The sequence below is a fragment of the Streptomyces sp. CBMA29 genome, from assembly GCF_014596445.1.
Lineage (GTDB): Bacteria > Actinomycetota > Actinomycetes > Streptomycetales > Streptomycetaceae > Actinacidiphila.
Genome location: NZ_MECL01000059.1, coordinates 1 through 26,999, shown reverse-complemented (window position 1 = coordinate 26,999; position 26,999 = coordinate 1). Strand labels below are relative to the sequence as shown.

Annotated in this window: 18 protein-coding genes and 2 pseudogenes; 9 read left to right on the top strand and 11 right to left on the bottom strand. The window is 72.2% G+C overall.

Annotated features, from left to right (window positions below):
• A pseudogene (locus BGM09_RS08610) lies at nt 1-3,951 on the top strand (hypothetical protein); the annotation flags it as partial.
• Between the two features lie 15 nt (nt 3,952-3,966).
• Here BGM09_RS08610 and BGM09_RS08605 read toward each other — a convergent pair.
• Both BGM09_RS08605 and BGM09_RS08600 read right to left on the bottom strand, forming a co-directional pair.
• Nucleotides 3,967-5,514, bottom strand: coding sequence for a helix-turn-helix domain-containing protein (locus BGM09_RS08605; RefSeq protein WP_188280867.1), 1,548 nt, complete (start codon nt 5,512-5,514; stop codon nt 3,967-3,969).
• A 147-nt stretch (nt 5,515-5,661) separates the two neighbouring features.
• Nucleotides 5,662-8,007, bottom strand: a complete 2,346-nt coding sequence (locus tag BGM09_RS08600; RefSeq protein WP_223186524.1) for an ATP/GTP-binding protein — start codon at nt 8,005-8,007, stop codon at nt 5,662-5,664.
• Between the two features lie 312 nt (nt 8,008-8,319).
• Here BGM09_RS08600 and gabT point away from each other — a divergent pair, with 312 nt between their 5' ends.
• Both gabT and BGM09_RS08590 read left to right on the top strand, forming a co-directional pair.
• Nucleotides 8,320-9,651 (top strand): 4-aminobutyrate--2-oxoglutarate transaminase, encoded by a 1,332-nt coding sequence (gene gabT / locus BGM09_RS08595; RefSeq protein ID WP_188280866.1) that lies wholly within the window; start codon nt 8,320-8,322, stop codon nt 9,649-9,651.
• Between the two features lie 158 nt (nt 9,652-9,809).
• Nucleotides 9,810-10,664, top strand: a complete 855-nt coding sequence (locus BGM09_RS08590) for a phosphatase PAP2 family protein (RefSeq protein ID WP_188280865.1) — start codon at nt 9,810-9,812, stop codon at nt 10,662-10,664.
• Here BGM09_RS08590 and BGM09_RS08585 read toward each other — a convergent pair.
• The 8 genes from BGM09_RS08585 to BGM09_RS08550 form a co-directional block, all read right to left on the bottom strand.
• Nucleotides 10,636-12,168 carry a CoA-acylating methylmalonate-semialdehyde dehydrogenase gene (locus BGM09_RS08585; RefSeq protein ID WP_223186522.1) on the bottom strand — a complete coding sequence of 511 codons (1,533 nt, stop codon included), beginning with the start codon at nt 12,166-12,168 and terminating at the stop codon, nt 10,636-10,638. The genes BGM09_RS08590 and BGM09_RS08585 overlap by 29 nt on opposite strands.
• A 69-nt stretch (nt 12,169-12,237) precedes the next feature.
• Complete coding sequence (locus tag BGM09_RS08580) at nt 12,238-12,690, bottom strand: hypothetical protein (RefSeq protein WP_188280863.1); 453 nt, start codon at nt 12,688-12,690, stop codon at nt 12,238-12,240.
• A 193-nt stretch (nt 12,691-12,883) separates the two neighbouring features.
• On the bottom strand, nt 12,884-14,278 hold the full coding sequence (locus BGM09_RS08575; RefSeq protein WP_188280862.1) for an NAD(P)/FAD-dependent oxidoreductase: 1,395 nt from the start codon (nt 14,276-14,278) through the stop codon (nt 12,884-12,886).
• A gap of 57 nt (nt 14,279-14,335) precedes the next feature.
• Nucleotides 14,336-15,136, bottom strand: a complete 801-nt coding sequence (locus tag BGM09_RS08570) for an ABC transporter permease (protein ID WP_188280861.1) — start codon at nt 15,134-15,136, stop codon at nt 14,336-14,338.
• Nucleotides 15,136-16,083 (bottom strand): ABC transporter permease, encoded by a 948-nt coding sequence (locus tag BGM09_RS08565; RefSeq protein WP_188280860.1) that lies wholly within the window; start codon nt 16,081-16,083, stop codon nt 15,136-15,138. Before BGM09_RS08565 ends, BGM09_RS08570 begins: the two co-directional genes overlap by 1 nt.
• The gene (locus BGM09_RS08560) at nt 16,080-17,243 is read right to left on the bottom strand and encodes an ABC transporter ATP-binding protein (RefSeq protein WP_188280859.1); all 1,164 of its coding nucleotides are present in this window, start codon (nt 17,241-17,243) and stop codon (nt 16,080-16,082) included. The genes BGM09_RS08565 and BGM09_RS08560 overlap by 4 nt, the downstream gene beginning before the upstream one ends.
• A 47-nt stretch (nt 17,244-17,290) precedes the next feature.
• Complete coding sequence (locus BGM09_RS08555) at nt 17,291-18,523, bottom strand: spermidine/putrescine ABC transporter substrate-binding protein (RefSeq protein ID WP_188280858.1); 1,233 nt, start codon at nt 18,521-18,523, stop codon at nt 17,291-17,293.
• Between the two features lie 16 nt (nt 18,524-18,539).
• Nucleotides 18,540-20,054 carry a gamma-aminobutyraldehyde dehydrogenase gene (locus tag BGM09_RS08550; protein WP_188280857.1) on the bottom strand — a complete coding sequence of 505 codons (1,515 nt, stop codon included), beginning with the start codon at nt 20,052-20,054 and terminating at the stop codon, nt 18,540-18,542.
• A gap of 319 nt (nt 20,055-20,373) precedes the next feature.
• Between BGM09_RS08550 and BGM09_RS08545 the strand changes: the two genes are divergently transcribed.
• Together BGM09_RS08545 and BGM09_RS08540 are read left to right on the top strand one after the other, a co-directional pair.
• Complete coding sequence (locus tag BGM09_RS08545; RefSeq protein ID WP_188280856.1) at nt 20,374-21,417, top strand: adenosine deaminase; 1,044 nt, start codon at nt 20,374-20,376, stop codon at nt 21,415-21,417.
• Nucleotides 21,414-22,100: a glycerophosphodiester phosphodiesterase gene (locus tag BGM09_RS08540; protein WP_317452596.1), complete on the top strand. Its 687-nt coding sequence runs from the start codon at nt 21,414-21,416 to the stop codon at nt 22,098-22,100. The genes BGM09_RS08545 and BGM09_RS08540 overlap by 4 nt, the downstream gene beginning before the upstream one ends.
• A gap of 57 nt (nt 22,101-22,157) precedes the next feature.
• On the opposite strand, the gene BGM09_RS08535 is transcribed toward BGM09_RS08540, so the two are convergent.
• Nucleotides 22,158-23,603, bottom strand: a complete 1,446-nt coding sequence (locus BGM09_RS08535) for a gamma-aminobutyraldehyde dehydrogenase (RefSeq protein ID WP_188280854.1) — start codon at nt 23,601-23,603, stop codon at nt 22,158-22,160.
• Nucleotides 23,604-23,795: 192 nt separating this feature from the next.
• Between BGM09_RS08535 and BGM09_RS08530 the strand changes: the two genes are divergently transcribed.
• The 4 genes and pseudogenes from BGM09_RS08530 to BGM09_RS08515 form a co-directional block, all read left to right on the top strand.
• A complete protein-coding gene (locus tag BGM09_RS08530) occupies nt 23,796-24,272 on the top strand; it encodes an Lrp/AsnC family transcriptional regulator (RefSeq protein WP_188280853.1) in 477 nt (158 codons plus the stop codon).
• A 2-nt stretch (nt 24,273-24,274) separates the two neighbouring features.
• Nucleotides 24,275-25,666 carry an aspartate aminotransferase family protein gene (locus BGM09_RS08525; protein ID WP_188280852.1) on the top strand — a complete coding sequence of 464 codons (1,392 nt, stop codon included), beginning with the start codon at nt 24,275-24,277 and terminating at the stop codon, nt 25,664-25,666.
• A gap of 186 nt (nt 25,667-25,852) precedes the next feature.
• Nucleotides 25,853-26,617, top strand: coding sequence for an ABC transporter ATP-binding protein (locus BGM09_RS08520; protein WP_188280851.1), 765 nt, complete (start codon nt 25,853-25,855; stop codon nt 26,615-26,617).
• A 70-nt stretch (nt 26,618-26,687) separates the two neighbouring features.
• Nucleotides 26,688-26,999: pseudogene (locus BGM09_RS08515) on the top strand (hypothetical protein); the annotation flags it as partial.

Genomic DNA, 26,999 nt, shown 5'->3' with positions numbered 1-26,999 from the left:
GCCCCCGCGCAGCCGCCGGGCCCGGCGGAGCGCGTCGCCCGCTTCCGTTCCGGCTGCTCGCCCGACGCGTTCCGCCTCGCCTGCCACCTCGCGGCGGCCCCGCTGAGCCTGCCCGTCATGCGGCTCGTCCAGCAGGCCACCGTCCCCGGCTCCGGCCAGACCGACCTCGCCGAACTCTTCCTCTCCGGCCTGATCGAGCGCCGCGATCCGGCCTCCGGCCCGTACACCGACCCCGACGAGGTCGTCTACGACTTCGCCCCCGGCGTCCGCGACGCCCTGCTCGCCGAGCTGACCCGTACCGAATCCCTGCACGTCCTGGACGACGTCCTCGCCCGGGTCTCCGGCCGCGTCGCCGCCACCTTCGGCGGCACCCTGGACTTCCGCGCGCTCGCCTCCCTGGCCGTCGACGCCGCCTCGGCCCCGGCCGAGGCCCCCGCCGAGTCCCCCGCCGAGGCCCCCGAAAACGGCGCCACCGGCCGCCTGCTGCCCGAACGCAGCCTCCCCTTCGCCGAGGTCGCCGCCGCCGTCCTCAGCGGCGCGGGCGGCCAGCACCGGGCGCTGGCACGGCAGTTGACGGCAGCGGCGCAGGGCCGCGCGCTGGACGTGCTCGACGCCGGGCGGCAGGAGGGGGCGGCAGCGGCGCCGCACGCCTCCACCGTCCCGCACCCGGAACGCCTCCTCCCCGTCCCGCCGGTCACCAGCCCACCCGATCCCGTGCGGATGATCGGCCGCGCCCCCGAACTGGACGCCCTGAAAAGGACGTTGCGGCCCTCGCCCGCCGACCGTGCGCAGGACCACCGCTGGAGCACGCCGGCGGTCGCCGTCGTCGTCGGCGCGAACGGGTCGGGCCGCACCCGCCTGGTGCAGGAGTACGTCCGCGAGTACGGGCCCCGGCACGGCTTCGTCCACCGGATCGACGCACGGACCCGGCAGAGCCTGCGCGAAGGGCTGGCCGCGCTGGAGTCCGCACTCACCCCGGACGGGGAGCACCGCTCCCCACCCTCCACGGACGTCGGGGAACGGCTGCGCGAACACCGTGACTGGCTGCTGGTCTTCGACCGGGTCCGGTCCTACGGCGACGGCCTGCGCGAGGCGCTGGAGGAATGCCTTCCCCTCTACGGCCGGGGCTCGGTGCTGTTCACCGTGGCCTCCCTCGACGGCGTCCGCGACCCGTCGGGCCTGGGCGCCGTCGTCACCCTCGGCGAACTGACCCGCGCCGAGATCATGGACCACCTCACCGCGAGCATCGAGCCCGGCCTGCTGGCCCTGGACAGCTCCGCCCCGAGCAGGCTCCACGAACTGGCCCAGCGCATGCCGGCCAACCCCGGCGCGCTCCAGGCGATCGACGTACGGGCCGAGTTCAGCCGCCTGTTCGGCAGCCCCGAGGAACCGGTCCTGCCGCTCTACGAGTGGGCCACCGCCAAGGGCGACCGGGGCCTTGCCGGTTACGTCCGGGACGGCAGCGTGTGGCTGGCGGCGGCCGGTTACGGCCGGCGTGTGCACCTGTGGGACGCGGCCGGGGGCGCGGGACCGGGCGTACCGCTGGAGGGCGGTCCCGACGCCGTACAGACGCTCACCGTCTTCCCCGACGCGAACGGCCGTCCGCAGGCCGCCGTCGCGGGGACCGGCGGCGCCGTCTCCCTCTGGGACCTCCTTTCGGGCACATGGAGGCGCACCCTCACCGTCAGCTCGCTGTTCGGGGCGCGCCTCCTGACGACCTTCACCAACGCGGACGGACGGCTCGTCCTGGTCACCACGGACTCTGACATCGCCCTGCGCTGCTGGGACCCCGAAACCGGCACCGAAATCGGCTCGGCCCTCACCCCCCTCGTGGGGCGCGTCCGCGCCCTCACCTTCTTCACCGGCCCCGGCGCACGGCCGCTCTGTCTCCACGTGACCGGGGACCACCCGCCGGAGAACCGCACCATCCGCCTCAGGGACGCCACCAGCGGCGAGGAGGTCGACAGCGACCTGCCAGAACGGCTCGGACGGGTGGACGCGCTCACCACCGTCCACGTCAACGGCCGGCCCGACCTGATCGCGGCGATCGACGACGAGGGCACGGTCACCCTCTGGGACACCGCGTCCGCTCAGGCGGTCGGCACCGTCGCCACCGGGGACACCAGCCGCGTGGTGGCTGTCACGGCCTTCAACGGCACGTACGGCAGGCCCCTGCTGGCCACGGCCTCGTCCTTCGGCCGCGCGCGGATCTGGGACGTGGCGGCGGTGACGGCGGGCTTCACGGCGCGGGAGGCGGCCGACGCCGGTCCGTTCTCCCCGGTGCTTCCCCTCACCCCCGACCTGTTGCTCACCCTGTGGCTGCTGGACTTCCTCGACACCGGCGACGGCGTGGCGGGAGCCACGGTGTCCGCGCTGTGGGCGTCGTGGCCGCAGGGACGCGGTCCGTCCTTCGAACTCCTCGTCGACACCGCGCGGTTGGTGGACGGCAGCCTGGCCGAGGCCGACGGGACGGCGCTCCGGCTGGCCGAGTCCGCCCGTACCGCCGTGCGGGCCCGGGTGACCCGCCAGGACGCCGCGCGCTTCCGGCGCGCGCTGGTCGAGACCCTGTCCCGCTTCTACCCGGAGCCGACCACCGATCCCGCGACCTGGACCGCGTACGAGAGCGGGCCGCCGTTCGGCGAGTTGGTCGGGCGGGTCCTGGACACCCGCGAGGACCAGGTGCTTCCCACCAGCGACCCCGTCCTCACGCTGCTCGTGAGCTGGAGCCGGTATCAGCTGCTGCACGGCTCTCCGGCGGAGGCCGAACGGCTGGCCCTGATCGCGCTGGGCGACGACAGGCCCCTGTCGAGGTCGCTGTTCACCCCCAACGAGCGCCAGAGCTGGCGGATCGTCTCCCTGCGGGCGCGGATGGCGCGCGGCCTGGTGCGGCGGTCGCTGGAGCGCTGCACCGAGATCGAGGCGGCGCCCGGCGCCGGGCGCGGTTCGCCTTCCGCGAAGGAGGAGGCCGCGCTGGCCCGAGCCGAACTCGCGCTGTGGTGCGGCTCGTTGGGTTCGGCGAAGGAGGAATACCTGAGGCTGGAGCCGACGGCGAACCGGCGCGCTCGCCGCCTCGTCCGTCAGGGTCTGCTGAGGCACGCGCTCGTGACCGGCGATCTCAGCCGGACGTCCCGGTCGTACGGCCGGTCGGCGGAGCCGTCGTCGTCCTGGGGCAGTCGCAGGGACGACATGACGGCGGAACTCCTCGACGGCTGCCGGGACTCGTTCCTCGACGCCTCGATCGCTGCCGCCAGGGACGAGGTGTCATCGTCCGCCATCGGCGCCGCCGTGCCACTGGCCGAGGAGGCCCGACTGCGGTTGCGCCTCGGCGTCGCCGACAGCGGTACCGAGGCCGACATCGCGTCTTTGGCCACGTCTGCGACCCGCGAGCACTTCGATCTGTACGTGGACCTCACCGAATTGCTCGCGACAAACCTCGCGCAGTACGCGTCCGGCCCCCAGTGGTCCGAGCGGGAACCGTACAGCGACGACCGGTGGTATCCGTCCATCACCCGGGCCCAACGGCACATCGATGCGATGCGGCCCTTCCTGGAGCGCACGAACGCCGAACGGCCGCATCTCTACGCGCGGTTCAAGACGGCGGAGGGCCGTGTGCTGCTGGCATCGGGATCTCCTGAGGCGGCGGCCACACTGGAGCTCGCGCGGGTCGCCACCTTGGACGTCTACGGCCCCGGGTCACCGCTGCTGCCGGGCCTGGAACTGCTGCTGACCCGCGCCCGCGAAATGGCCGGCGACCGGCGGAGCGCGCAAGAGCACCTGTCCGCCGCCGAGTCGCTGCTCGACAGCCTCTACGGCGACAGTCCGCACCAGGACCGGGTGACCGCGCTGCGGGCCAGGTCCGTTCTGACACCGAGGCGATCGGACGCGCGGGCCGCCGCCGGGCAGGCCCAGCGGATGGCGGCGCGGCTGCTGGCAGACGACCAGCAGGGCTGACCGCGGGGCAGGCCGTCACGGCCCGGCCTTCAGCGCCAGCCACAGCTCCATCCGCACGTCCGGGTCGTCCAGCGAGCGGCCCAGGATCTCCTCGACCCGGCGCATGCGGTAGCGCAGCGTGTGGCGGTGGACGCCCAGGTCGGCGGCGGCGGCGTCCCATTGGCCGTGGTGGGAGAGCCAGGCGTGCAGGGAGGCGACGAGGTCGCCGCGGGAAGTGGCGTCGTGGTCGCGCAGCGGGCGCAGCAGACCTTCGGAGAAGGCGCGGACGGCGTCGTCGGCGAGGAGGGGCAGGACGGAGCCCGCGCCGACCTCGCCGTGTTCGACGAGGTTGCGGCCCCGGCGCAGGGCGACGGCGAGGGCGCGTTCGGCCTGGCGGTGGGCCTCGGGGACCTCGGCGGGGAGTACGGGCGCGGACAGTCCCGCGGCCAGCGCGTCCTCGGCCTCGGCGAGGTCGGCGGCGGTGGACAGCGCCATGGACTCCTCGGCGGCCAGCACGATCAGCCGGGGGCCTTCGCGGACGGCGAGGAGGGCGTCGCCGGAGCGGGAGGCGACGGCCTCGGCGCGTTCGCCGAGGAGGGTGACGGCGTCGGCGCCCGCGGTGGCGTGGGCCTCGGCCGGTTCGGCGATGAGCACGCGTACCGGGTGGTCGAGGAGGCTGCCGTAGAGCGTGCCCGCGACGCTCCGGGCGTGGCCGGGCTCCCCGGCGAGCAGCATCCGCAACAGGGCGGCGGCCAGGCGCTGTTCGGCGTCCTGGAGGGTGCGGGACTGTTCGAGGGAGAGGGTGAGCAGGGCGACGGCGGCGTGGACGACGTAGCGCGCGGCGGTGTCGAGGCGTTCCTCGGTGCCGACGGCGAGGAAGCCGCGGGGGCGGCGGCCGGTGCCCAGCGACTGGAGTTCGACGCGGTCCTCGCTGCCCGCGGGTCCCGCGACGGCGGCGCTGGCCGGGGCGGGCGTGTCGCGCAGCCGGTCGATCTCGCCCGCGAGCCGGGCGGCCCTGCGGCCCGCCCAGTCGGGGGCCGCGGCCAGGACGGCGCCCGAGGCGTCGTAGAGCGCGGCCCAGCCGTCGAGGTGCTGGGCGAGGCGGCCGAGCAGCGCGGCGGTGCCGTCGGGGGCGAGGGCGGCGCGGGTCAGTTCGCGCTGGGCCTCGAAGCCCGCCGTGACGGCCTTGTACTGGTCGGCCGCGACGGCCGCGGAGACGGCTTTGCTGATGGCGATGAACGGGGTCTTGCGCGGCACCTCGAACAGCGGCAGCCGGGCGGTCTCCGCCGCGGCCACCAGGGCGGGGGGCACGGCGTCGTGGCCGACCCCGACGCCGAAGCCGAGGCCGACGACTCCGGCCGCCGCCAGCCGCGTGACGTACGCGCGTATGTGCTCCGCGTCGTCCACGGGCAGTTTCAGGCCGGTGGTGAGCAGCAGTTCGCCGCCTTCCAGGTACGGTCCCGGGTCGTCCAGCTCGCTGGTGTGGACCCAGCGCACTTCGGTCTCCCCCAGCCGGTCGCCTCCGGCGAGGACGGTGAGCTTGAGGACCGAGTGGTGGGCGAGGGACGCGAGCGTGAGGGGCATACGTACCTGGTACGTGAGGAGGCCGATTTTTGGCCGACCGGGAGCGGTCGCCACCCCCAATTGTGCCGCACCGTCCAGCGGCCGGCCCGCACTGCCCCGCCGCCGCCCCACAAGGCCGGGCCCGCGCGCCCGGTCGCTGCCCCGGCGCTACCCCCGCAGGTCCACCAGGATCGGCGGGGCGCTCTCCCCCGCGGTGGTCGTGAGCGAGACCACGGCCTGTCCGGCGGGGACGGTGTGGGCGAGGTCGGAGGCCGACCAGCGTTCGCGCTCGACCTCGCGGACGGTGACGGCGTCGGCGGTGACGACCCGGCCGGTGATCATCCGGCGTGCCACGCGGTTGACGCGCTGCGCCATGCCGCCCGACTGGTCGGCGCGGGTGACCTCGCGGGTCTCCACCCGCGTGGTGCCCCAGGACTCGGCGAAAAACTTGCCGTCCCAGGGCGTGACCCCGGCCAGGGACATCCGGCAGCCCGCGGCGGCGACGAGCGGGCCGCGCAGGTGCTCGGGCACGTCGGCCAGGGTCCGCAGGCCGAGGACCATGCCCGCCGTGGTGGACGGCAGGGCCGCCAGCGCGCGGACGGTCTCCGCGGTGACGGCCTGGCCGATGTCGTCGACGATCAGGCAGACGAACCGGGTCAAGGTGCGCTGGGCGCGGACGGCGGCGGTGAACTGGGCGAGCAGCAGCCGGACGAGGATCCGGGAGGCTTCGGCGTGGCCGCGTTCGGGCAGTTCGATCCGCACCCGGATGGGGTGGACGAGCGCTTCCATCGAGAACGGCCGGGCCCGGTCGGGGGCGCCGAAGGATCCGGCGAAGGCGGGCCGGTCGAGCAGCGCGATCCGGTTGGCGAGGTCGCCGCCGATGTCCCCGGTACGGGCGGACTGCCGCTGCCTGGCGTCGAGTTCGCGCAGCAGCGCGGGCGCGCCCGCCGCGGCGACGGCGCGGCGCAGGTCCTCGTACGCCTCGGGGGCGCCGTCCAGCAGCTCGCGGAGCACCGGCACCGGGGGGAAGCGGCCGTGCGCGGCGGCGTAGGGGCCGAGGAGCTGGGCGAGGGCGGCGACGGCGCGCCGCTGTTCGGCCTCGGGGCCGTCGACGAGGGCTTCGGCGAGCAGCCAGGCGGCCATGTCGGGGTCGGTGGTACCGCCGTACAGGTCGAGGCTGTAGCGGGAGGCCGGGTCGCCGGGCGCGATGATGACGTCGTACGCCTCGTGCGGTCCGAGGTCGGTGTCCGCGCCGGCCACGACGACGACGGCGGCGGCGCCGGTGAGCGCCTGGAGGCAGAGCGACTCGGCGGCCGGGCGCATGACGCGGCGGGTCCTGTCGGCGCCGGGCGGGCCGACGACGAGCAGTCCCGTACCGAGCAGTGCGGGGTCCAGGGCCATGCCGGAGCCGCGGTACTGGAAGCCGTTGCGGTCGTCCTCGACGCCGCGGCCGATCCTGACCTGGCCGCCGAGCAGGTCGTGCGGGGCGGTGCGGGCGGGCAGGTCGCGCTCGCCCGACGGGTGGAGGCAGGCGCCGCCGCCGAGGCGCCGGACCTCGTCGGTGAACGCCAGAACCTCGCGGGGGCGCTGCCGGGTCTCGTCCCACGAGTGCCGGACGCGGACGCAGTCCACGTCGTTCATCCGGCCCAGGCCCACGTCCCGCGCCAGCCGGTCGGCCGCGTCGGAGCGCCCGGCCGCGCGCAGTTCCGGCCAGTCCGCGGGGGTCGCCCCGAAGGGGTCGGCGCCGGTGCGGGTGTACGAGGGGGCGGCGGGGCGCGCTCCCGCGGTGTCCTCGGGCTGCCAGCCGGGGATGCCGAACCAGCCGCCGAACTTGGCGCAGGGCCAGGCGATCAGCGCGGCGACGAGGGCGTAGATGGCGTAGGTGACCGCGGCGGCCCGGTTGGGGTTGCCGCCACCGCTTATCCACGAGTACGGGAAGAGGTCGAGCACCGTGTCGAGGACGGGCACGTAGCCCGTCCAGCTCAGTTGCCACACCAGGGCGCCCGCGGCGAGCGCGAACCAGCCGCGGCGCGCGGGGGTGTCGAGGAAGCGGCGGGCCGCCTCGCCCCAGTTGCCGAGCCTGCCGGTGATCCAGACGATCACGGCGGCCGACAGCACGCTGTAGAGGTTCTGGGTGAAGACCTCGGGGCGGGACTGGTGGCCGCTGAACGACCAGCTGTGCGGGGTCAGGATCTTGAGCGGGAACTGCCACCAGGGCAGGAAGCCGTTGTTGCGCAGGGACCAGATGAGGATTCCGGCGAGGAGGGCGAGCGCGGCGCGGCCGATGACGCGGCCGTCGGGGACCCGGTCGGCTTCGTTGGGCACGTGCCCGTAGGCGTACACACCGGGCGCGTCGGAGATCCGCGGGGTGCGCAGCCAGCGCTCGGTCTCGGACATCGGCGGTGCCTGTTTGGGCACGGGGGGCGCGGCGGCCGGGCTCGGCGCCGGTGTCCCGGCGGGCCGGGGCGGCACCCCGGGCCGGTGGCCGTACCCGTGCGCGCCCTCGTGATCCATGGCATCCATGGTGCGTGCCCCTCGCCCCTCGTCGCCGACGATGCGCTCAATGTAGTCGAGCGGCTACCGCCGTAAAAGGATCTTGCCGGTGGCGGGCGGTGGCACGCCGCGGCGCGCGCACTGGCCGTTACGGCGAATCGTCGGTGGGCAGTGTTACCTATCGGCGTATGCGGGCGGGCCGGGACGCGGCCTAGCCTGCGGGAAGAGCTGAAAAGTCCGCAGAGGTACCGCAGAGGTACCGCACACGTTCCGAAGAGATTCCGCGGAGACACCGCACAGACACCGCCGCCCGGCGTGAGGAGAGCACCCGCCATGACCGCACTTCCGCAGGAACGCAAGCTGGTCACCAGCATTCCCGGCCCGAAGTCGCAGGAGCTGTCGGCGCGCAAGAGCGCCGCGGTCGCGAACGGGGTGGGGGTGACGCTGCCGGTGTACGTGACGCGCGCCGGGGGCGGCGTGGTGGAGGACGTGGACGGGAACCGGCTGATCGACTTCGGCTCCGGGATCGCGGTCACGTCGGTGGGCAACAGCGCGGAGGCCGTGGTGCGGCGGGCGACCGCGCAGCTCGCCGACTTCACGCACACCTGTTTCATGGTGACGCCGTACGAGGGGTACGTGGAGGTCGCCGAAGCGCTGAACGAGCTGACGCCCGGCAGCCACGCGAAGAAGACGGCGCTGTTCAACTCGGGCGCGGAGGCGGTGGAGAACGCGGTGAAGATCGCGCGTTCGTACACCAAGCGCCCGGCGGTCGTGGTGTTCGACCACGGCTACCACGGCCGGACGAATCTGACGATGGCGCTGACCGCGAAGAACATGCCGTACAAGGAGGGCTTCGGGCCGTTCGCGCCCGAGGTGTACCGGGTGCCGCTGGCGTACGGCTTCCGCTGGCTGACCGGGCCCGAGCACGCGGCGCGGGAGGCGGCGGCGCAGGCGATCGACATGATCACCAAGCAGATCGGCGCGGAGCACGTGGCGGCGATCGTGATCGAGCCGATCGCGGGCGAGGGCGGCTTCATCGAGCCCGCCAAGGGCTTCCTGCCGCGGATCGCGCAGTTCGCGAAGGACAACGGGATCGTCTTCGTCGCGGACGAGATCCAGACCGGCTTCTGCCGGACCGGTCAGTGGTTCGCGTGCGAGGACGAGGGCGTGGTGCCGGATCTGATCACGACGGCGAAGGGCATCGCGGGCGGTCTGCCGCTGGCGGCGGTGACCGGCCGCGCGGAGATCATGGACGCGGCGCACGCGGGCGGCCTCGGCGGCACCTACGGCGGCAACCCGGTGGCCTGCGCGGCGGCCCTGGGCGCGATCGAGACGATGAAGGAGCTGGATCTCGCGGCGAAGGCGCGGCGGATCGGCGAGGTGATGAAGGCGCGGCTGACCGCGCTCCAGGAGAAGTTCCCGGCGATCGGCGAGGTCCGCGGGCGCGGCGCGATGATCGCGGTGGAACTGGTCGAGCCGGGCACGACCACCCCGGACGCGGCGCTGACCGGCGCGATCGCCCGCGCGTGTCACAGTGCGGGCCTGGTTGTCCTCACTTGTGGCACCTACGGCAACGTGTTGCGTTTCCTCCCGCCGCTGGTCATCGGGGAGGATCTGCTCAACGAGGGCCTCGACATCATCGAGGAGGCCCTCGCCGGGGTGTGACCGGCGGTAAGGAACGGGGGGACGTGAAGAACGTGTGCGGGCCTGATGGCGGAGGGGTGATCCCTGGCCTTGTGGCCCTTCGGGTGACGTACGGTTTCAGCAGAACACCCCGCTCGGGGCGGTCTCCGAAGGAGATCATCACGGGCGACACCGCGCCGGTGTATCCCCAACACCGGCTCAGCAGTGCCCTCGCGCACGACACCGCCGGGACCGTAGGCCCCGGCACTCCTCGCCGATCGGTCGGCCGTTCGTCCCACACCCCCCGGGACGGGCGGCACGGCGGTCGCCTTGGCCGCCCCGGAACTCTCCCCCCTGTTCCGGGGCGGCTGACTTTTCTCCTGCTGCTGAGCGCCGTCGGCGCCGCCCTGTTCTCCCTGCTCACCTGGCAGGTCGAGACCGGCGGGCGGCTGGTCGGCCGCGACTGGACCGTACTCGGCTGGTTCCGCCGGGCGTCCGCCGCGCATCCGGGCGCGCACGGCACCGCGCAGGTCGTGAGCGACTTCGGCAATATCGAGGTGGCCGTGCCGGTCCTGCTCGTCGCGGTCGTCGCCGCCGCGGTGCTCGGGCGGCGGGCGGCCGTTGTCCGGTGGTGGCTGCCGCCGCTGGCCGCCTGTGTGGCCATGGCGCTGCTGCCGGTCGTCGTCGACACGGTCAAGTCCGCGGTGCACCGGCCCGCGCCCGGCCGCCTCGTGCCCCGGCTCGACGGCTACGGCTACTTCCCCTCCGGTCACGCCGCGACCTCCGCCGTCGCGTACGGCCTGGCCCTGCTGCTCCTGCTGCCGTACGTGCGCCGCCCCGCGGCCCGGACCGCCTTGACCGTTCTCACCCTCGCCCTCCAGGCGGCCGTGGGCGTCGCACTGGTGTGGTGCGACTTCCACTGGCCGCTGGACGTGCTGGCGAGCTGGTTCCTGACGGTCACGCTGGTGGCGTGGGCGGCGGCGGCCGGACTGTTCAGCCACGCGCCGGGCGACGCCGCCGCAGATCTCAACTGTTCGTCGGGAAGCCCAGATTGATACCGCCGTGCGAGGGATCGAGCCACCGCTGCGTGACGGCCTTGCCGCGGGTGAAGAAGCGGACCCCGTCCTCGCCGTAGGCGTGCGTGTCGCCGAAGAGCGAGGACTTCCAGCCGCCGAAGGAGTAGTAGGCGACCGGTACCGGAATCGGCACGTTGATGCCGACCATGCCGACCTCGACCTCGTGCTGGAAGCGCCGCGCGGCGCCGCCGTCGTTCGTGAACAGCGCGGTCCCGTTGCCGTACGGGTTGGCGTTGATCAGCGCCAGGCCCTCCTCGTACGAGGCGACGCGGACGACGGAGAGCACCGGGCCGAAGATCTCGTCGTCGTAGACGGACATGCCGGGCGTGACGCGGTCGAAGAGGGTGGGGCCGAGCCAGAAGCCGTCGGCGGTCTCCGCGCCCGAGATCGGGTGCTTGCGGCCGTCCACGGCCAGTTCCGCGCCGTCCGCGACGCCGGAGTCCAGATACGCGGTGACCTTGTCGCGGTGCACGCCGGTGACCAGCGGGCCCATCTCGGAGCTCGCGGCGCAGCCGGGTCCCACGGTCAGGCCCGCGACGCGCTGCTTGATCCGCTCGACCAGGCCGTCGCCGACCGGGTCGACGGCGACCAGCACGGAGACCGCCATGCAGCGCTCGCCCGCGGCGCCGAAGCCCGCGTTCACGGCGGCGTCGGCGGCCAGGTCCAGGTCGGCGTCGGGCAGCACCAGCATGTGGTTCTTGGCGCCGCCGAGGGCCTGGACGCGCTTGCCGTACCGGGTGCCGGTCTCGTACACGTAGCGGGCGATCGGGGTGGAGCCGACGAAGGAGACGGCCTTGATGCCGGGGTGTTCCAGCAGGCGGTCGACGGCGGGCTTGTCGCCGTGCACGACGTTGAAGACGCCGTCGGGCAAGCCCGCCTCCTGCCAGAGCCCGGCCATGAAGTTGGCGGCGGAGGGGTCCTTCTCTGACGGCTTGACGACGACGGTGTTGCCCGCGGCGATGGCCAGCGGGAAGAACCACATCGGCACCATGGCGGGGAAGTTGAACGGCGAGATGATCGCGACCGGGCCGAGCGGCTGGCGGATCGAGTAGACGTCGATGCCGGTGGACGCCTGCTCGGTGAAACCGCCCTTGATCAGTTGCGGGATGCCGCACGCGTACTCGACGACCTCGATGCCGCGGGCGACCTCGCCGAGGGCGTCGGAGTGCACCTTGCCGTGCTCGGCGACGATGACCGAGGCGAGTTCGTCGCGGCGGGCGTTGAGCAGTTCGCGGAAGGCGAAGAGGACGCCGGCGCGCTTGGCGACCGAGGTGTGCCGCCACTGCTGGAACGCGTCGAGGGCGGCGCCGACCGCCGCGTCCACGACGTCGGCGGACGCGAGGTCCACCTGCCCGGTGATCGCGCCGGTCGCCGGGTCGTACACGTCGCCGTGCCGTTCCGCGCCGCCGGTCCAGCCCTTGCCTGCGATCCAGTGGGTGATGTGCTTGGTCGTCACGGGCTGACCCTTCCGTCGTTGTCTCATGTCAGTCTCCCCAGGCCGGGGAGGTGGTCACAAGCACCGCGCGGTGGGCGCGCTCCGCGGTGCGTTCCTTCAGTCGCCGCCCGCGATCTGGGCGGCGGCCTCGTGCATGGCCAGTTCGAGCAGCACCGGGTCGGTGAGGTGCCCGCTGCCGTCCGGCGGCACCAGCCACCGCACCCCGCCGGTGGCCCGGCCCGGGTACGGGACGACGATCCAGGTACCGCGGCCCGCCGTCCGTACGCCGGTGGCCAGCCAGCGCGCCGCCGTGCCCGGCGGTACGAAGAACCCCATCCGGGAGTCGCCGAAGTCGGCGAGCACCGGGCCCGGCCGCTCCACGAGCCGGGTCAGGACGTCCAGGGTGGGGTAGCCGAGATCCCCGGTGAGGATCAGGACGTCCCACAGCTTCCCGGCGGGCAGCAGCGTGACCCCGAGGGGGTTGCGCTCCCACTCCCACCGGCAGCTCACCGGGTCCACCGCCACCGACACCAGCCACTCGACCGCGCTCTTCGCACCGGTGCTGACCATGACCGGCTCCTCCGTCTCTTCCGCCCGACGACCGCCGTGGACGGTCGCTGTCATGGAAGAGAGCGGGTTGGGGGCCGATCATTACGCGGGTTTCGCTACTCATTGGTAGTGAAGTGGCTCACGCCGCATGCCGGTTGTGCGCCGGGGCGTCACCGCGGGTCCGCGCCGAGCGGCCCTCGTGCCCCTCCCGGCCCTAGCTGTCGAAGCCGAGCCCGGCGCGGTCCATCGCCTTCAGCCACAGATTGCGCCGCCCTCCCGACCGGTCGGCGCGGGCCAGCGACCACTGGGTGATGCCGATCCCGACGGTGGCCAGCGGCTCCGGCGGGAACGGCAGCGGCTTCCTGCGGACCATCTCCAGGCGGGTCCGCTCGGTCTCCTCCCCCGCCAGCAGGTCCAGCATCACGTCGGCGCCGAAGCGGGTGGCGCCCACGCCCAGCCCGGTGTACCCGGCCGCGTAGGCGACCCGGCCGCCGTACGCGGTGCCGAAGAAGGCGGAGAAGCGCGAGCAGGTGTCGATCGCGCCGCCCCAGGTGTGGGTGAAGCGGACGTCCTCCAACTGCGGGAAGCAGGTGCGGAAGTGCTCCGCCAGCTTCAGGAAGGTCCCGGGCCGCTGGTCGTACTCCGCGCGCATCCGGCCGCCGCGCGGATAGACCGCGTCGTAGCCGCCCCACAGGATCCGGTTGTCCGCGCTGAGCCGGAAGTAGTGGAAGTGGTTGGCGCTGTCGCTCAGGCCCTGGCGGCCCTGCCAGCCGATCGCCGCGAGCTGCTGTTCGGTCAGCGGTTCCGTCATCAGCGCGTAGTCGTAGACCGGCACGGTGTACGGGCGGGCCCGGCGGACCAGTGACGGGAAGACGTTGGTGCCGAGCGCCACCTGGCGGGCGGTCACCCTGCCGTACGGGGTGCGGACCCCCAGCGCCGTGCCGTAGGCGGCCAGGTCGCGGGCCGGGGTGCGCTCGTAGATCCGTACGCCCGCGTCGGCGGCCGCGCGGGCCAGGCCCCAGGCGAGCTTGGCGGGGTGCAGCATGGCGACGCCGCGCCGGTTGTACAGGCCGCCGAGGAAGGTGGGCGAGTCGACTTCGGCCCGGACCTGGTCGCGGTCCAGCAGTTCCGCGTCCAGGCCGTGCTCGGCGGCTTCCCCGGCGGCCTCGCGCAGTTCGTCGTACTGGTGCGGCTCGGTGGCCACGTCGATCTCGCCGGTCCGCTCGAAGTCGCAGTCCAGGCCGTAGCGGGCGACGGCCTCCTCGATCGCGTCGAGATTGCGGTCGCCCAGGCGCTGGAGCAGGTCGAACTCGTCGGGCCAGCGGGCGAGTCCGTTGGCGGCGCCGTGGGTGAGGCTCGCGGCGCAGAAGCCGCCGTTGCGCCCGGAGGCGGCCCACCCGATCCTGTCCCCCTCGACCAGCACCACGTCCCGCAGCGGATCGCGCTCCTTGGCCAGCAGCGCGGTCCACAGCCCGCTGTAACCGCCCCCGACCACCAGCAGGTCACAGCTCTCGTGGCCGGTGAGCGCGGGGTGCGCCTGCGGCCTGCCGGGGTCGTCCAGCCAGTACGGTCGGGGCTCGGCCTCGGCGAGCGAGCGGGCTGCGTCCATGGTTCTCACACCTTCGTGATGCGCGGGTCTGCGTCGGGAATGCCGGGGCGGTACGGGTCAGGTGCGCGCCCTCCTGCGGCTGCTGCCGAGAAGCTGCCCGGCCAGTACGAGCAGCACCGCGATGACGAACATCGCCGTACCGATCACATTGACCTGGACCGGCGTGCCGCGCTGCGCGGAGCCCCACACGAACATCGGGAAGGTGACGGTGTTGCCCGCGTTGAAACTGGTGATGATGTAGTCGTCGAAGGAGAGCGCGAAGGACAGCAGGGCGCCCGCCGCGATGCCGGGCGCGGCCAGCGGCAGGGTGATCCGCAGGAACGTCTGCGTCGGGGTGGCGTAGAGATCCTGCGCGGCCTGCTCCAGACGGGGGTCCATGCTCATCACGCGGGCCTTGACGGCGACGACGACGAAGCTCAGGCAGAACATGATGTGCGCGATGAGGATGGTCCAGAAGCCGAACTGGATGCGCATGTTGAGGAAGAGGGTGCCCAGCGAGGCGCCCATCACCACCTCGGGCATCGCCATCGGCAGGAAGATCAGCATGTTGGTGGTGGCGCGGCCCCTGAAGCGGTAGCGGGCCAGCGCGAAGGCGGTCATCGTGCCGAGCACGGTGGCGCCGATCGTCGAGTAGACGGCCAGCTTCAGGCTGAGCGTGAGGGAGTCGCACATGCCCGCGACGTCGCAGGGGTGCTGCCAGGCGTCGGTGGAGAACCGCGTCCAGGTGTAGTTGTAACGCCCGTTGGGCTTGTTGAAGGAGAAGAGCAGCACCACGAGGTTGGGCACGATCAGGTACGTCAGGGTGAGCACCCCGGCGATCACCACGAGGTTCTTGCGCAGCCAGCGGATCGGACGCATCAGACCAGTTCCTCCGTTCCCGCGCGGCGGACGTAGACCATGACGATCGCCAGGATGACCGCCATGAGGATGAACGACAGGGCGGCGGCCGTCGGGTAGTCCAGCACCCGCAGGAACTGCGACTGGATGACGCTGCCGATCATCTTCTGGTTGGTGGAGCCCAGCAACTCGGCGTTGATGTAGTCGCCGGAGGCCGGGATGAAGGTGAGCAGGGTGCCGGCCACCACGCCCGGCATGGACAGCGGGAAGGTCACCTTGCGGAAGGTGGTGAACGGGGTCGCGTACAGGTCGCCCGCCGCCTCGTGCAGCTTGCCGTCGACCCGCTCGAGGGACGTGTAGAGCGGCAGGATCATGAACGGCAGGAAGTTGTACGTGAGGCCGCAGACCACCGCCAGCGGGGTGGCCATCACCCGGTTGCCCTCGGTGATGCCCAGCGCGGACGTGACGTCCAGCAGGTGGATGTTGTTCAGGAACGACACCAGCGGGCTCTGGTCGGCCAGGATCGTCTCCCAGGCCAGGGTGCGGATCAGGAAGCTGGTGAAGAAGGGCGCGATCACCAGGATCAGCACCAGATTGCGCCAGCGTCCGGCCCGGAAGGCGATGGTGTACGCCAGTGGGTAGCCGATGCCCAGGCACAGCACGGTGGCGATGCCGGAGTAGACCAGCGATTTCACGAACTGCGGCCAGTACTCGCGGAAGGCGTCCCAGTACGTGGCGAAGTGCCAGGTCACCTTGAAGCCGGCGTCGAGCGAGCCGGTCTGCACCGAGGTCGACGCCTGGTAGACCATCGGGGCGACGAAGAAGACCAGCAGCCAGGCGACGCCCGCGAGCAGCAGCAGATACGGGATGCGCCGCCGTCTGCGGGCGGCCTTCTTCAGGGCGGCGGGCAGCGGGGCCGCCTCGGCCGGCGCCGGCGGCCCGGTGACGGGCGCGGTCGCTGCGCTCATGCGGCGGCCTCTCCCTCGTCGGTGTCGGTGCCGGCGTCGATGTCCTGGTCGGCGTCGAGGCCGAAGGTGTGCTCGGGGTTCCAGTGCAGGACGACGGGCGCGCCGGGCACCAGGCGGCCGTCGCGTTCCACGTTGGGCACGAAGACCTCCAGCTCCGGGCAGACCGGGCTGTCGATGACGTACTGCGTGGAGACGCCGATGAAGCTGGAGTCGACGATCCGGCCGCGCACCCGGTTGCGGCTCTCGGCTATCTCGTGCTCGTCGTCGCTGTGCGCCAGGGTGATCTTCTCGGGGCGGACCCCGGCCAGCACCCGGCCGCCGGTCGTCACGTCGACGCGACATCGGGCGGCGGGCAGGGTCAGTTTCTGGCCGGCGGCGGTGAGCTGGAGTTCGCCGCCGCTGACGCCGGTCACCTCGGTCTCGATCAGGTTGGAGGTGCCGAGGAAGTTGGCGACGAAGGTGGAGGCGGGGTTCTCGTAGAGGTCGGCGGGCGCGCCCATCTGCTCGACGCGTCCGGCGTTCATCACCGCGACGGTGTCGGCCATCGTCATGGCCTCCTCCTGGTCGTGGGTGACGTGGATGAAGGTGATGCCCACCTCGGTCTGGATGCGCTTGAGTTCGAGCTGCATCTGGCGGCGCAGCTTGAGGTCGAGCGCGCCGAGCGGTTCGTCGAGCAGCAGCACCTGGGGCTGGTTGATCAGCGCGCGGGCCACGGCGACGCGCTGCTGCTGGCCGCCGGAGAGCTGGTGCGGCTTTCGGCGGGCGAGCGCGCCGAGCTGGACGAGGTCCAGCATGTCGCCGACCTGCTTCTTGACGGATTTGATGCCGCGGCGGCGCAGTCCGAAGGCGACGTTCTCGTAGACGTCGAGGTGCGGGAAGAGCGCGTAGTTCTGGAAGACGGTGTTGACCGGGCGCTTGTACGGCGGCAGGGCGGTGACGTCCTGGCCGCCGAGGCGTACGGAGCCGGAGGAGGGGTCCTCCAGGCCCGCGATCATGCGCAAGGTGGTGGTCTTGCCGCAACCGGAGGCGCCGAGCAGCGCGAAGAAGGAACCGGCGGGCACGGCGAGGTCCAGCGGGTGGACGGCGGTGAAGGAGCCGTAGGTCTTGCTGATCCCGGTGAGGCTGACGGCGTCGTCGGCCGGGGTCTTGGGGGTCGTCATGAGGTGTCCCGGAAGTCGTCGGGGAGTGCGGGCTGCTGGAGCGCCGGTCAGGCGCCGGTGAGCTTGGAGAACTTCGCCTCGTACCGGGTGTCCTCGTCCTCGCTGAGCGAGCGGAAGGCGTGCGACGTGGCGTTCATCTGGGCGTTCGGGATGATCAGCGGGTTGGTGGCGAGCGACGGGTCGATCTTGGCCAGTTCCTCGCGGACGCCCATCACCGGTGACACATAGGTGGTGTAGGCGGCCAGTTCGGCCGCGATCCGCGGCTGGTAGTACCAGTCGATCAGCCGCTCGGCGTTGGTCTTGTGCCGCGCCTTGGCGGGGATCAGCAGATTGTCCGTGGAGGTCATGTAACCGGCGGCCGGGAAGGCGTACTCGATGTTCGGGTCGTCGAGCCTGAGCTGCACCAGGTCACCGGCCCAGGCGACACAGGCGGCGATGTCGCCCTTGCTCAGGCCGTCGGTGTACTCGCCGCCGGTGAACTTGCGGATCTGCCCCTTGTCCACCGCGCCCTGGATGCGGTTGAGCGCGGCGTCGTACTCGTCGTCGGTGACGGTCTCCGGCTTCTTGCCCATGTCGAGCAGCGTCATCCCGACGGTGTCGCGCATCTCGGAGAGCATGGCGGCCTTGCCCTTGAGCGCCGGGTCGTCCAGCAGTTGCGACACCGAGGTGACCTTGCGGCCCTTGGTGACCTTCTTGTTGTAGGCGATGCAGGTGGGGATGCCGGCCCAGGGGTAGGAGTAGGCGCGGCCGGGGTCCCAGTCGGGGCTGCGGAAGCGCTGTTCCAGGTTGGCGAAGGCGTGCGGCAGGTTCGAGGGGTCGAGCTTCTGCACCCAGCCGAGCCGGATCATCCGGCCCGCGAGCCAGTCGGTGAGCACCATCAGGTCGCGGCCGGTGTCCTGGCCCGCGGACAGTTGCGGCTTGATCTTGCCGAAGAACTCGACGTTGTCGTTGATGTCCTCGGTGTAGGCGACCTTGATGCCGGTGGCCTTGGTGAACTGGTCGAGGCTCGGGCGGTGCTTGCCGTCGTCGGTGACGTCGATGTACTGGTCCCAGTTGGAGAAGTTCACGACCTTCTCCTGCGCCGAGTGGTCGGTCGACGCCGTGGTGTCGCCCTTGCGGCCCGCGGCCGGGATGCCGCACGCCGTCAGTCCCGCCGTGGCGACGGTGCCCAGCCCCGCGGCGCGCAGCAGCGTCCGGCGGCCGAGGGCGCCGCGCCCGCCGGTCATGCTGCGGAGTATCGCCGCGCGCACCGGCGGGGACAGGGTCTCGTACTGCTCCATGGGTGGTGCCCTTCCGCTATCGGTCTCCGAAGACGGTGCGGTGCCAGTCCTTGCGCGCCACCGCGGTGTTGTCGAACATCACGTGCTTGACCTGCGTGTACTCCTCGAAGGAGTACGTGGACATGTCCTTGCCGAAACCCGAGGACTTCGCTCCGCCGTGCGGCATCTCGCTGACGATCGGGATGTGGTCGTTGATCCAGACGCAGCCCGCGGTGATCTCCCGCGCGGCCCGCCCGGCCCGGTAGACATCGCGGGTCCAGGCGGAGGCGGCCAGGCCGTACGGGGTGTCGTTGGCGTACGCCAGGCCCTGATCGTCGCTGTCGAACGGCAGCACCGCCAGTACCGGGCCGAAGATCTCCTGCTGTACGGCCTCGCTGTGCTGCGGCGCGCCGGTGAGCAGCGTGGGCCGGTAGTACGCGCCCGCCGCGAGCTTGTCGCCGGGCGCCGCGCCGCCGGTGACGACGGTGGCGTACGTACGGGCCCGCTCGACGACGGCCGCGACGCGGTCGCGGTGCGCGAAGGAGATGAGCGGGCCGAGGTCGGTGGCCGGGTCGGCGGGGTCGCCGAGCCGTACCGTCGCCATCAGGTCGGCGACGGCGGTCACGAAGGCGTCGTACAGCGGGCGCTGGACGTAGGCGCGGGTGGCGGCGGTGCAGTCCTGGCCGCTGTTGATCAGGGCGGCGGCGACCGCGCCGTGCACGGCCGCGTCGAGGTCGGCGTCGTCGAAGACCACGAAGGGGGCCTTGCCGCCGAGTTCGAGGTGCAGGCGCTTGACGGTGCCCGCGGTGAGCCGGGCGATCCGGGTGCCGACGGCGGTGGAGCCGGTGAAGGACGTCATGGCGACGTCGGGGTGGGTGACCAGGTGCTCGCCCGCGCCCTGCCCCGTACCGGTGACGATGTTGATCACGCCGTCCGGGATTCCGGCCTCGGTGGCGGCCTCGGCGAACATCAGGGCGGTCAGCGGGGTCAGCTCCGACGGCTTGAGCACGATGGTGTTGCCCGCCGCGACCGCCGGGAGGATCTTCCACCCGGCCATCTGGAGCGGGTAGTTCCAGGGGGCGATGGACCCGATGACGCCGACCGGCTCGCGCCGCACGTACGAGGTGTGGTCCGGGCTGTACTCGCCTGCCGCCTTGCCCTCCAGGTGGCGGGCGGCCCCGGCGAAGAACGCGGCGTTGTCCACGGTGCCCGGCACGTCGAATTCGCCGCTGAGCTTGATCGGCTTGCCGCACTGGAGGGTTTCGGCGCGGGCCAGTTCACCGGCGCGCGCGTCGAGGGCGGCGGACAGCCGGTGCAGCGCGGCGGAGCGCTCGCCGGGCGCGGTGGCCGCCCAGCCGGGCAGCGCGGCCTTCGCGGCGGCGACGGCGGCGTCCACGTCGGCGGGCCCCGCGGTGGCGTACGTCCACACCGTGCGGCCCGTCGCCGGGTCCACCACGGAGTGCGTGTCGCCGCTGCCGCCGGTTCGCGGGCGGCCGTCGATGTACTGGGCTCCGCCCGCGAACCGTTTCGCCACGTCCGTCACGTGGTCCATCACGTTCTCCTCGCCTCCGCGCCCACTCCTGGCGGCGTGGCCGAACTCTGGATTGATCGCCGATCCTGGCAGAGGAACCGTCCTTCAACAAGTGATTCCGTTGTTGCCTTTTGGTTACGCGACGAATTCTGTGTGAATCCGACCGTCGCGGCGATCCCCGGCGGCATGACCGGGTGACGGCTGGGGGCCGTGGTGCGACGACGGCCGTCCCCGGCCGTCCCCGGCCGCCGTCGCGGCGCCGCCGCCCGCCGTCCCCGCGCCGTCTCCCGGTGCCGTTTACGATGAACCGCACCGATCGGACCCCTGGGAGGACCCCCGCATGCCCGACACCGCGCCCGGCTCCGGCTCCGGCCTCGAGACCTTCATCGCCGGGCTTCCGAAAGCCGAGTTGCATGTCCACCACGTCGGCTCCGCGTCACCGCGGATCGTCGCGGAACTGGCCGCCCGGCACCCGGACTCCGCGGTCCCCGCCGATCCCGCCGCCCTCGCCGACTTCTTCACCTTCAAGGACTTCGCGCACTTCATCCAGGTCTACCTGTCGGTGGTCGACCTGATCAGGGACGCCGAGGACGTACGGCTGCTCACCTTCGAGGTGGCCAGGGACATGGCGCGGCAGAACATCCGGTACGCGGAGCTGACCGTCACCCCGTTCAGCTCGACCCGGCGCGGCATCCACGAGCAGGCGTTCATGGAGGCCATCGAGGACGCGCGCAAGGCCGCGGAGTCCGAGCTGGGCGTGACCCTGCGCTGGTGCTTCGACATCCCCGGCGAGGCGGGTCTCGCCTCCGCGGAGCAGACCGCGCACCTGGCGCTCGACCTGCGCCCCGAGGGCCTGGTCTCCTTCGGTCTCGGCGGCCCGGAACTGGGCGTGCCGAGGCCGCAGTTCAAGCCGTACTTCGACCGGGCGCGCGCCGCCGGTCTGCACAGCGTGCCGCACGCGGGCGAGACGACGGGCCCCGAGACGATCTGGGACGCGATCAACGAACTGGGCGCGGAGCGCATCGGCCACGGCACCAGCGCGGTACGCGACCGGCGGCTGCTCGACCACCTCGCGGAGCAGCGCATCCCGCTGGAGGTCTGCCCGACCTCCAACATCGCCACGCGCGCGGTCGCCGAGATCGACCAGCACCCGATCAGGGAGATGATCGACGCGGGCGTGCTGGTCACGGTCAACAGCGACGACCCGCCGATGTTCGGCACCGACCTCAACACCGAGTACGCGGTCGCCGCCCGGCTGCTGGACCTGGACCGGGCCGGGGTCGCGGCGCTCGCCAAGAACGCCGTCGAGGTCTCCTTCCTCGATCCGGCGGGCAAACGGGCGCTGGCCGCCGAGATCGACGCGTACGCGGCGGCGTGGCGGTGACCGTCGCGGTCTCCCACCGCGGCGACCCGTACCACGAGCGCGAGAACACGCTGCCCTCCGTACGGTCCGCGCTGCTCAAGGGCGCGGGCGCGGTGGAGGTCGACGTGAAGCTGACCGCCGACGGCGTGCCGGTGCTGCTGCACGACGAGACGCTGGACCGGCTGTGGAAGGTGCCGGAGGCGGTCGGCGACCTGTCGTTGAACGACGTCGTGGACCTCACCGACGGCCGCGTGCCCACGCTGGCGGACGCCTTCGCCGAGCTGCTGCGGCACCCCGGCGGCGGCCGGATGATGCTGGACCTGACCTCGGTCGGCCAGGTGAAGGCGACCGTGGCCGCCGTGGCGGAGGCGGGCGTCGGCGACCGCGTCTACTACTGCGGCGGGCTCGGCGCGATGCTGACGGTGCGCGACCTGGACGCGTCGGCGGAGATCGCCATGACGTGGACGACGGTGGCCCCGCCGCCGCGCTCGCTCCTGGACGAGCTGGGGCCGCGGTGGATCAATCTGCGCTTCGGGCTGATCGACAGGGCCACCGTGCGGTGGGCCGCGGACAACGGGCTGCTGGTCGGCGCGTGGACGGCGGACTGGCAGCGCAACATGACCCGGCTGCTCGACCTGGGCGTGGACGCGATCACCACGAACCGGCTGGACGCCTTGCAGCGGCTGCTGCGGCGGCGCGCCTGACCGGACCTCCGCCACCTCCCCCGCGGGGCCGCCCGCGGGGGAGGCCGGACGGCAGGCTCAGCCGTCCAGCGAGGTCATCACGTGCTTGATCCGCGTGTAGTCCTCGAAGCCGTAGCCCGACAGGTCCTTGCCGTAGCCGGACCGCTTGAAGCCGCCGTGCGGCATCTCGGCGACCAGCGGGATGTGGGTGTTGATCCACACGCAGCCGAAGTCCAGCCGCTTGGACATCCGCATGGCGCGCCCGTGGTCCTTGGTCCACACCGAGGACGCCAGCGCGTAGTCCACGCCGTTGGCCCAGGCGACGGCCTGCTCCTCGTCGGTGAAGGACTGGACGGTGATGACGGGGCCGAAGACCTCGCGCTGGATGATCTCGTCGTCCTGCCGCAGCCCGGACACGACGGTCGGCGCGTAGAAGTAGCCGCGGTCGCCGACCCGGTGGCCGCCGGTCTCGACCTTGGCGTGCGCGGGCAGCCGCTCGATGAAGCCGCTGACCTGGGCGAGCTGGTTGGCGTTGTTGAGCGGCCCGTACAGCACGTCCTCGTCGTCCGGCAGGCCGGTCCTGGTCTCGGCGGCGGCCTTGGCGAGGGCCGCGGTGAACTCCGCGTGGATCGACTCCTGGACCAGGACGCGGGTGGCGGCGGTGCAGTCCTGCCCGGCGTTGAAGAATCCGGCGACCGCGATGTCCTCGACGGCCTTGGCGATGGCCGCGCTGTCCAGGTCGTCGAAGACCACGACGGGCGCCTTGCCGCCCAGCTCCAGGTGGACCCGCTTGACGTCCTTGGCGGCCGATCCTGCGACCTCCATGCCCGCGCGTACCGAACCGGTGATGGAGGCCATCGCGGGCACCGGGTGCTCGACCATCGCCCGGCCGGTGTCGCGGTCGCCGCAGACGACGTTGAAGACGCCCTTGGGGAGGATGCCGCCGAGGATCTCGGCGAGCAGCACGGTGGAGGCGGGCGTGGTGTCGGACGGCTTGAGGACGACGGTGTTGCCCGCCGCGATGGCCGGGGCGAACTTCCACACGGCCATCATCATCGGGTAGTTCCAGGGCGCGACCTGCGCGCAGACGCCCACCGGCTCGCGCCGCACGATGGACGTCATGCCCTCCATGTACTCGCCGGCCGAGCGGCCTTCGAGCATGCGCGCGGCGCCCGCGAAGAAGCGGATCTGGTCCACCATCGGCGGGATCTCCTCGCTGGCGGTCAGTCCGATCGGCTTGCCGGTGTTCTCGCTCTCCACCGCGATAAGCTCCTCGGCGCGCGCCTCGATCGCGTCGGCGACCTTCAGCAGCGCCTTCTGCCGCTCCGACGGGGTGGCGTCGCGCCACGCGGGGAAGGCCGCCGCCGCGGCGGCCATCGCCGCGTCCACGTCGGCCGCGCCGGACAGCGGCGCGGTGGCGTACGCGTCGCCGGTCACCGGGCTGACCACCTCGGTGGTGCGGCCGTCCGCGGCGTCGCGGAACTCTCCGTCGATGTAATTGCGCAGAGTACGGAGTTCGGTCACGGCGCTTGCTCCCTGGTCGTACGAGTCCGGTGTCCACGGGCTGAGACGTTCCCCAGCTTAGCCGCAGGACTGCCGTATTCGACACACCCATCCCCCCTCAACAACCGATTCGGTACCACAGAGGGCCGTCGGCGACGATTTTCATCGTGAAGGGCTTGCGCGACCGTCGACCTCTCCTGCACAGTGGGGCGCGTGGCCACTCGGGACAAGAACGGCGGGGCGCCGTCGATAGACGCGGTGTCGAACGCGATCATCGAACAGCTCCAGCAGGACGGACGCCGTCCGTACGCGACGATCGGCAAGGCCGTGGGCCTGTCCGAGGCGGCGGTGCGGCAGCGCGTACAGAAACTGCTCGACCAGGGCGTCATGCAGATCGTCGCCGTCACGGACCCGCTCACGGTGGGGTTCCAGCGGCAGGCGATGGTCGGCATCAACGTGGACGGGGACATCGACCCGGTCGCCGAGACCCTGGCCGCGCTGGACGAGGTCGACTACGTCGTCATCACCGCCGGTTCCTTCGACCTGATGGTGGAGATCGTCTGCGAGGACGACGACCACCTGCTGGACCTGGTGAACAAGCGGATCCGGGCGCTGCCCGGCGTCCGCTCCACCGAGACCTTCGTCTATCTCAAGCTGCGGAAGCAGACCTACACCTGGGGAACCAGATAGCCATGACCTCCACGAACCCCGCACCGTCCGCGAACCCCTCGGGTTCGTCCAAGACCGCCCACGACCACCTGTGGATGCACTTCACCCGCATGTCGTCGTACGAGAACGCCCCCGTGCCGACCATCGTGCGCGGCGAGGGCACGTACATCTACGACGACCACGGCAAGCGGTACATCGACGGTCTGTCGGGGCTCTTCGTGGTCAACGCCGGTCACGGCAGGCACGAGCTGGCCGAGACCGCGTACAAGCAGGCCCAGGAGCTGGCCTTCTTCCCGATCTGGAGCTACGCGCACCCCAAGGCGATCGAGCTGGCCGAGCGGCTCGCGCACTACGCGCCCGGCGACCTCAACAAGGTCTTCTTCACCACCGGCGGCGGCGAGGCCGTCGAGACGGCCTGGAAGCTCGCGAAGCAGTATCACAAGCTGACCGGCAACCACACCAAGTACAAGGTGATCTCACGGGCCGTCGCCTACCACGGCACCCCGCAGGGCGCCCTGTCCATCACCGGGCTGCCCGCCCTGAAGGCCCCTTTCGAGCCGCTGGTCCCCGGTGCGCGCAAGGTGCCCAACACCAACATCTACCGCGCCCCGATCCACGGGGACGACCCCGAGGCGTTCGGCCGCTGGGCCGCCGACCAGATCGAGCAGCAGATCCTCTTCGAGGGCCCGGACACCGTCGCCGCCGTCTTCCTGGAGCCGGTGCAGAACGCGGGCGGCTGCTTCCCGCCGCCCCCCGGCTACTTCCGGCGCGTCCGCGAGATCTGCGACCAGTACGACGTGCTGCTCGTCTCCGACGAGGTCATCTGCGCCTTCGGGCGGCTGGGCACGATGTTCGCCTGCGACAAGTTCGACTTCGTGCCCGACATGATCACCTGCGCCAAGGGCATGACCTCCGGGTACTCCCCCATCGGCGCCTGCATCATCTCCGACCGGCTCGCCGAGCCCTTCTACAAGGGCAGCAACACCTTCCTCCACGGGTACACCTTCGGCGGCCACCCCGTCTCGGCCGCCGTCGGCATCGCCAACCTCGACATCTTCGAGCGCGAGGGCCTCAACCAGCACGTCCTGGACAACGAGGGCGCCTTCTTCGACACCCTCAAGAAGCTCAACGACCTGCCCATCGTGGGCGACGTCCGCGGCAACGGCTTCTTCTACGGCATCGAACTCGTCAAGGACAAGGCCACCAAGGAGACCTTCACCGACGAGGAGACCGAGCGCGTCCTCTACGGCTTCCTCTCCAAGGAGCTGTACGCCGCCGGCCTCTACTGCCGCGCCGACGACCGCGGCGACCCCGTCGTCCAGCTCGCCCCGCCGCTCACCTCCGACCAGTCCCTCTTCAACGACATCGAGGGAATCCTGCGAAGCGTCCTGACGGAGGCCTGGACCAAACTCTGACGCTGCGCTGGCGCAGTACGCACCCCTTTGGGGCAAACCCTCCTCCGCAGGAGGAACCGGGCGTCGGGTGACGTCACCCGGATGAGCGGTACGGGCGGGGCCCGTCGTCGTGCCTGCGGGCCGCGAGGCCGTACCGTGCCTAACCTCCCCGGAGGGGATTGGTTCGCGAACCGCGGAGGTAACGGCATGGTGGCCCCGCCGGACAATGACGTGTTGTGGGCCCGTTCGCTGCGCCACGCGCACGACGGGTCCCCCGCGCTGCTGGGTGTGTCGCTGGGCGTACGGCAGGGCGAGATCCTGGCCGTCGTGGGTCCGCGAGGCGCGGGCAAGTCGACGCTGCTGCGCTGCCTGTCGGGGCAGTTGGTGCCGGACGAGGGCGAGGTGTGGTTCAACAGCTCCCCGGTCCACACCCTCCCCGAGCCGGCCAGGGACGAGCTGCGCAGGGACCGCTTCGGCTGGGTCGGCAGCACCTCGCAACTGCTGCCCGAGCTGACGGCCTGGGAGAACGCGGCGCTGCCGCTGCTGCTGCGCGGCACCAAGTACCGCGCGGCCAGGGCCGCGGCGCAGGAGTGGCTGGACCGGCTCGACATCGGGGCCGCCGCCCGCAAGCGCCCGGCCGAACTCCTCCAGGCCGAGCGCCAGCGGATCGCGGTGGCCCGCGCGCTGGTCACAGCCCCGGAGATCGTCTTCGCCGACGACCCGGGCGCGCCGCTGCACCGCCCCGACCGCGCGCTGGTGATGCGGACCCTCACCAGCGCGGCCCGCTCGCACGGCATCACCGTCGTGCTCAGCGCCTGCGATCACGACATCGCGCCCTTCGCGGACCGCGTGATCCCGCTGCTCGACGGCCGGGTCAACGCCGCGATGCCCGCGCAGGAGCGGGATTCAGAGACGACGGCCACGACGGCCACGACCGCCACAGCGACGACACCGCGGGCCGCGTCCGTATGACCTTCACTCTCCCCACAACCCGCGCCCGCGCTCATGTGTGGCGGCGGCCCGTGTCGGAAGGGAGCCGGGCGTGCTGAGTTTTCGTGTCGTACGCGGGGCGCGGTACACCGCGCTGGCACGGTGGGTGCTGGTCGCCGCCGCGTCGGCGGCCACCGGACTGCTGCTGCTGGCCGCTCTGGGATACGCCCTCGGGCACCCGCACCGCCCGGCCGACGCCGCCGCACGCCTGACGTGGTGCGCCCTGCCGGTCGTGGTGACCGTACAGTTCGCGGTCGCCGCGGGGCGGGCGGTGCCCGCGCGATGGCCGCGTCCCGGACTGGCCGCGGTGGGCCTCGGCCGGGTCGGTGTGGCCCTGCTCGCCGCGTCCGCGACCGCCCTGACC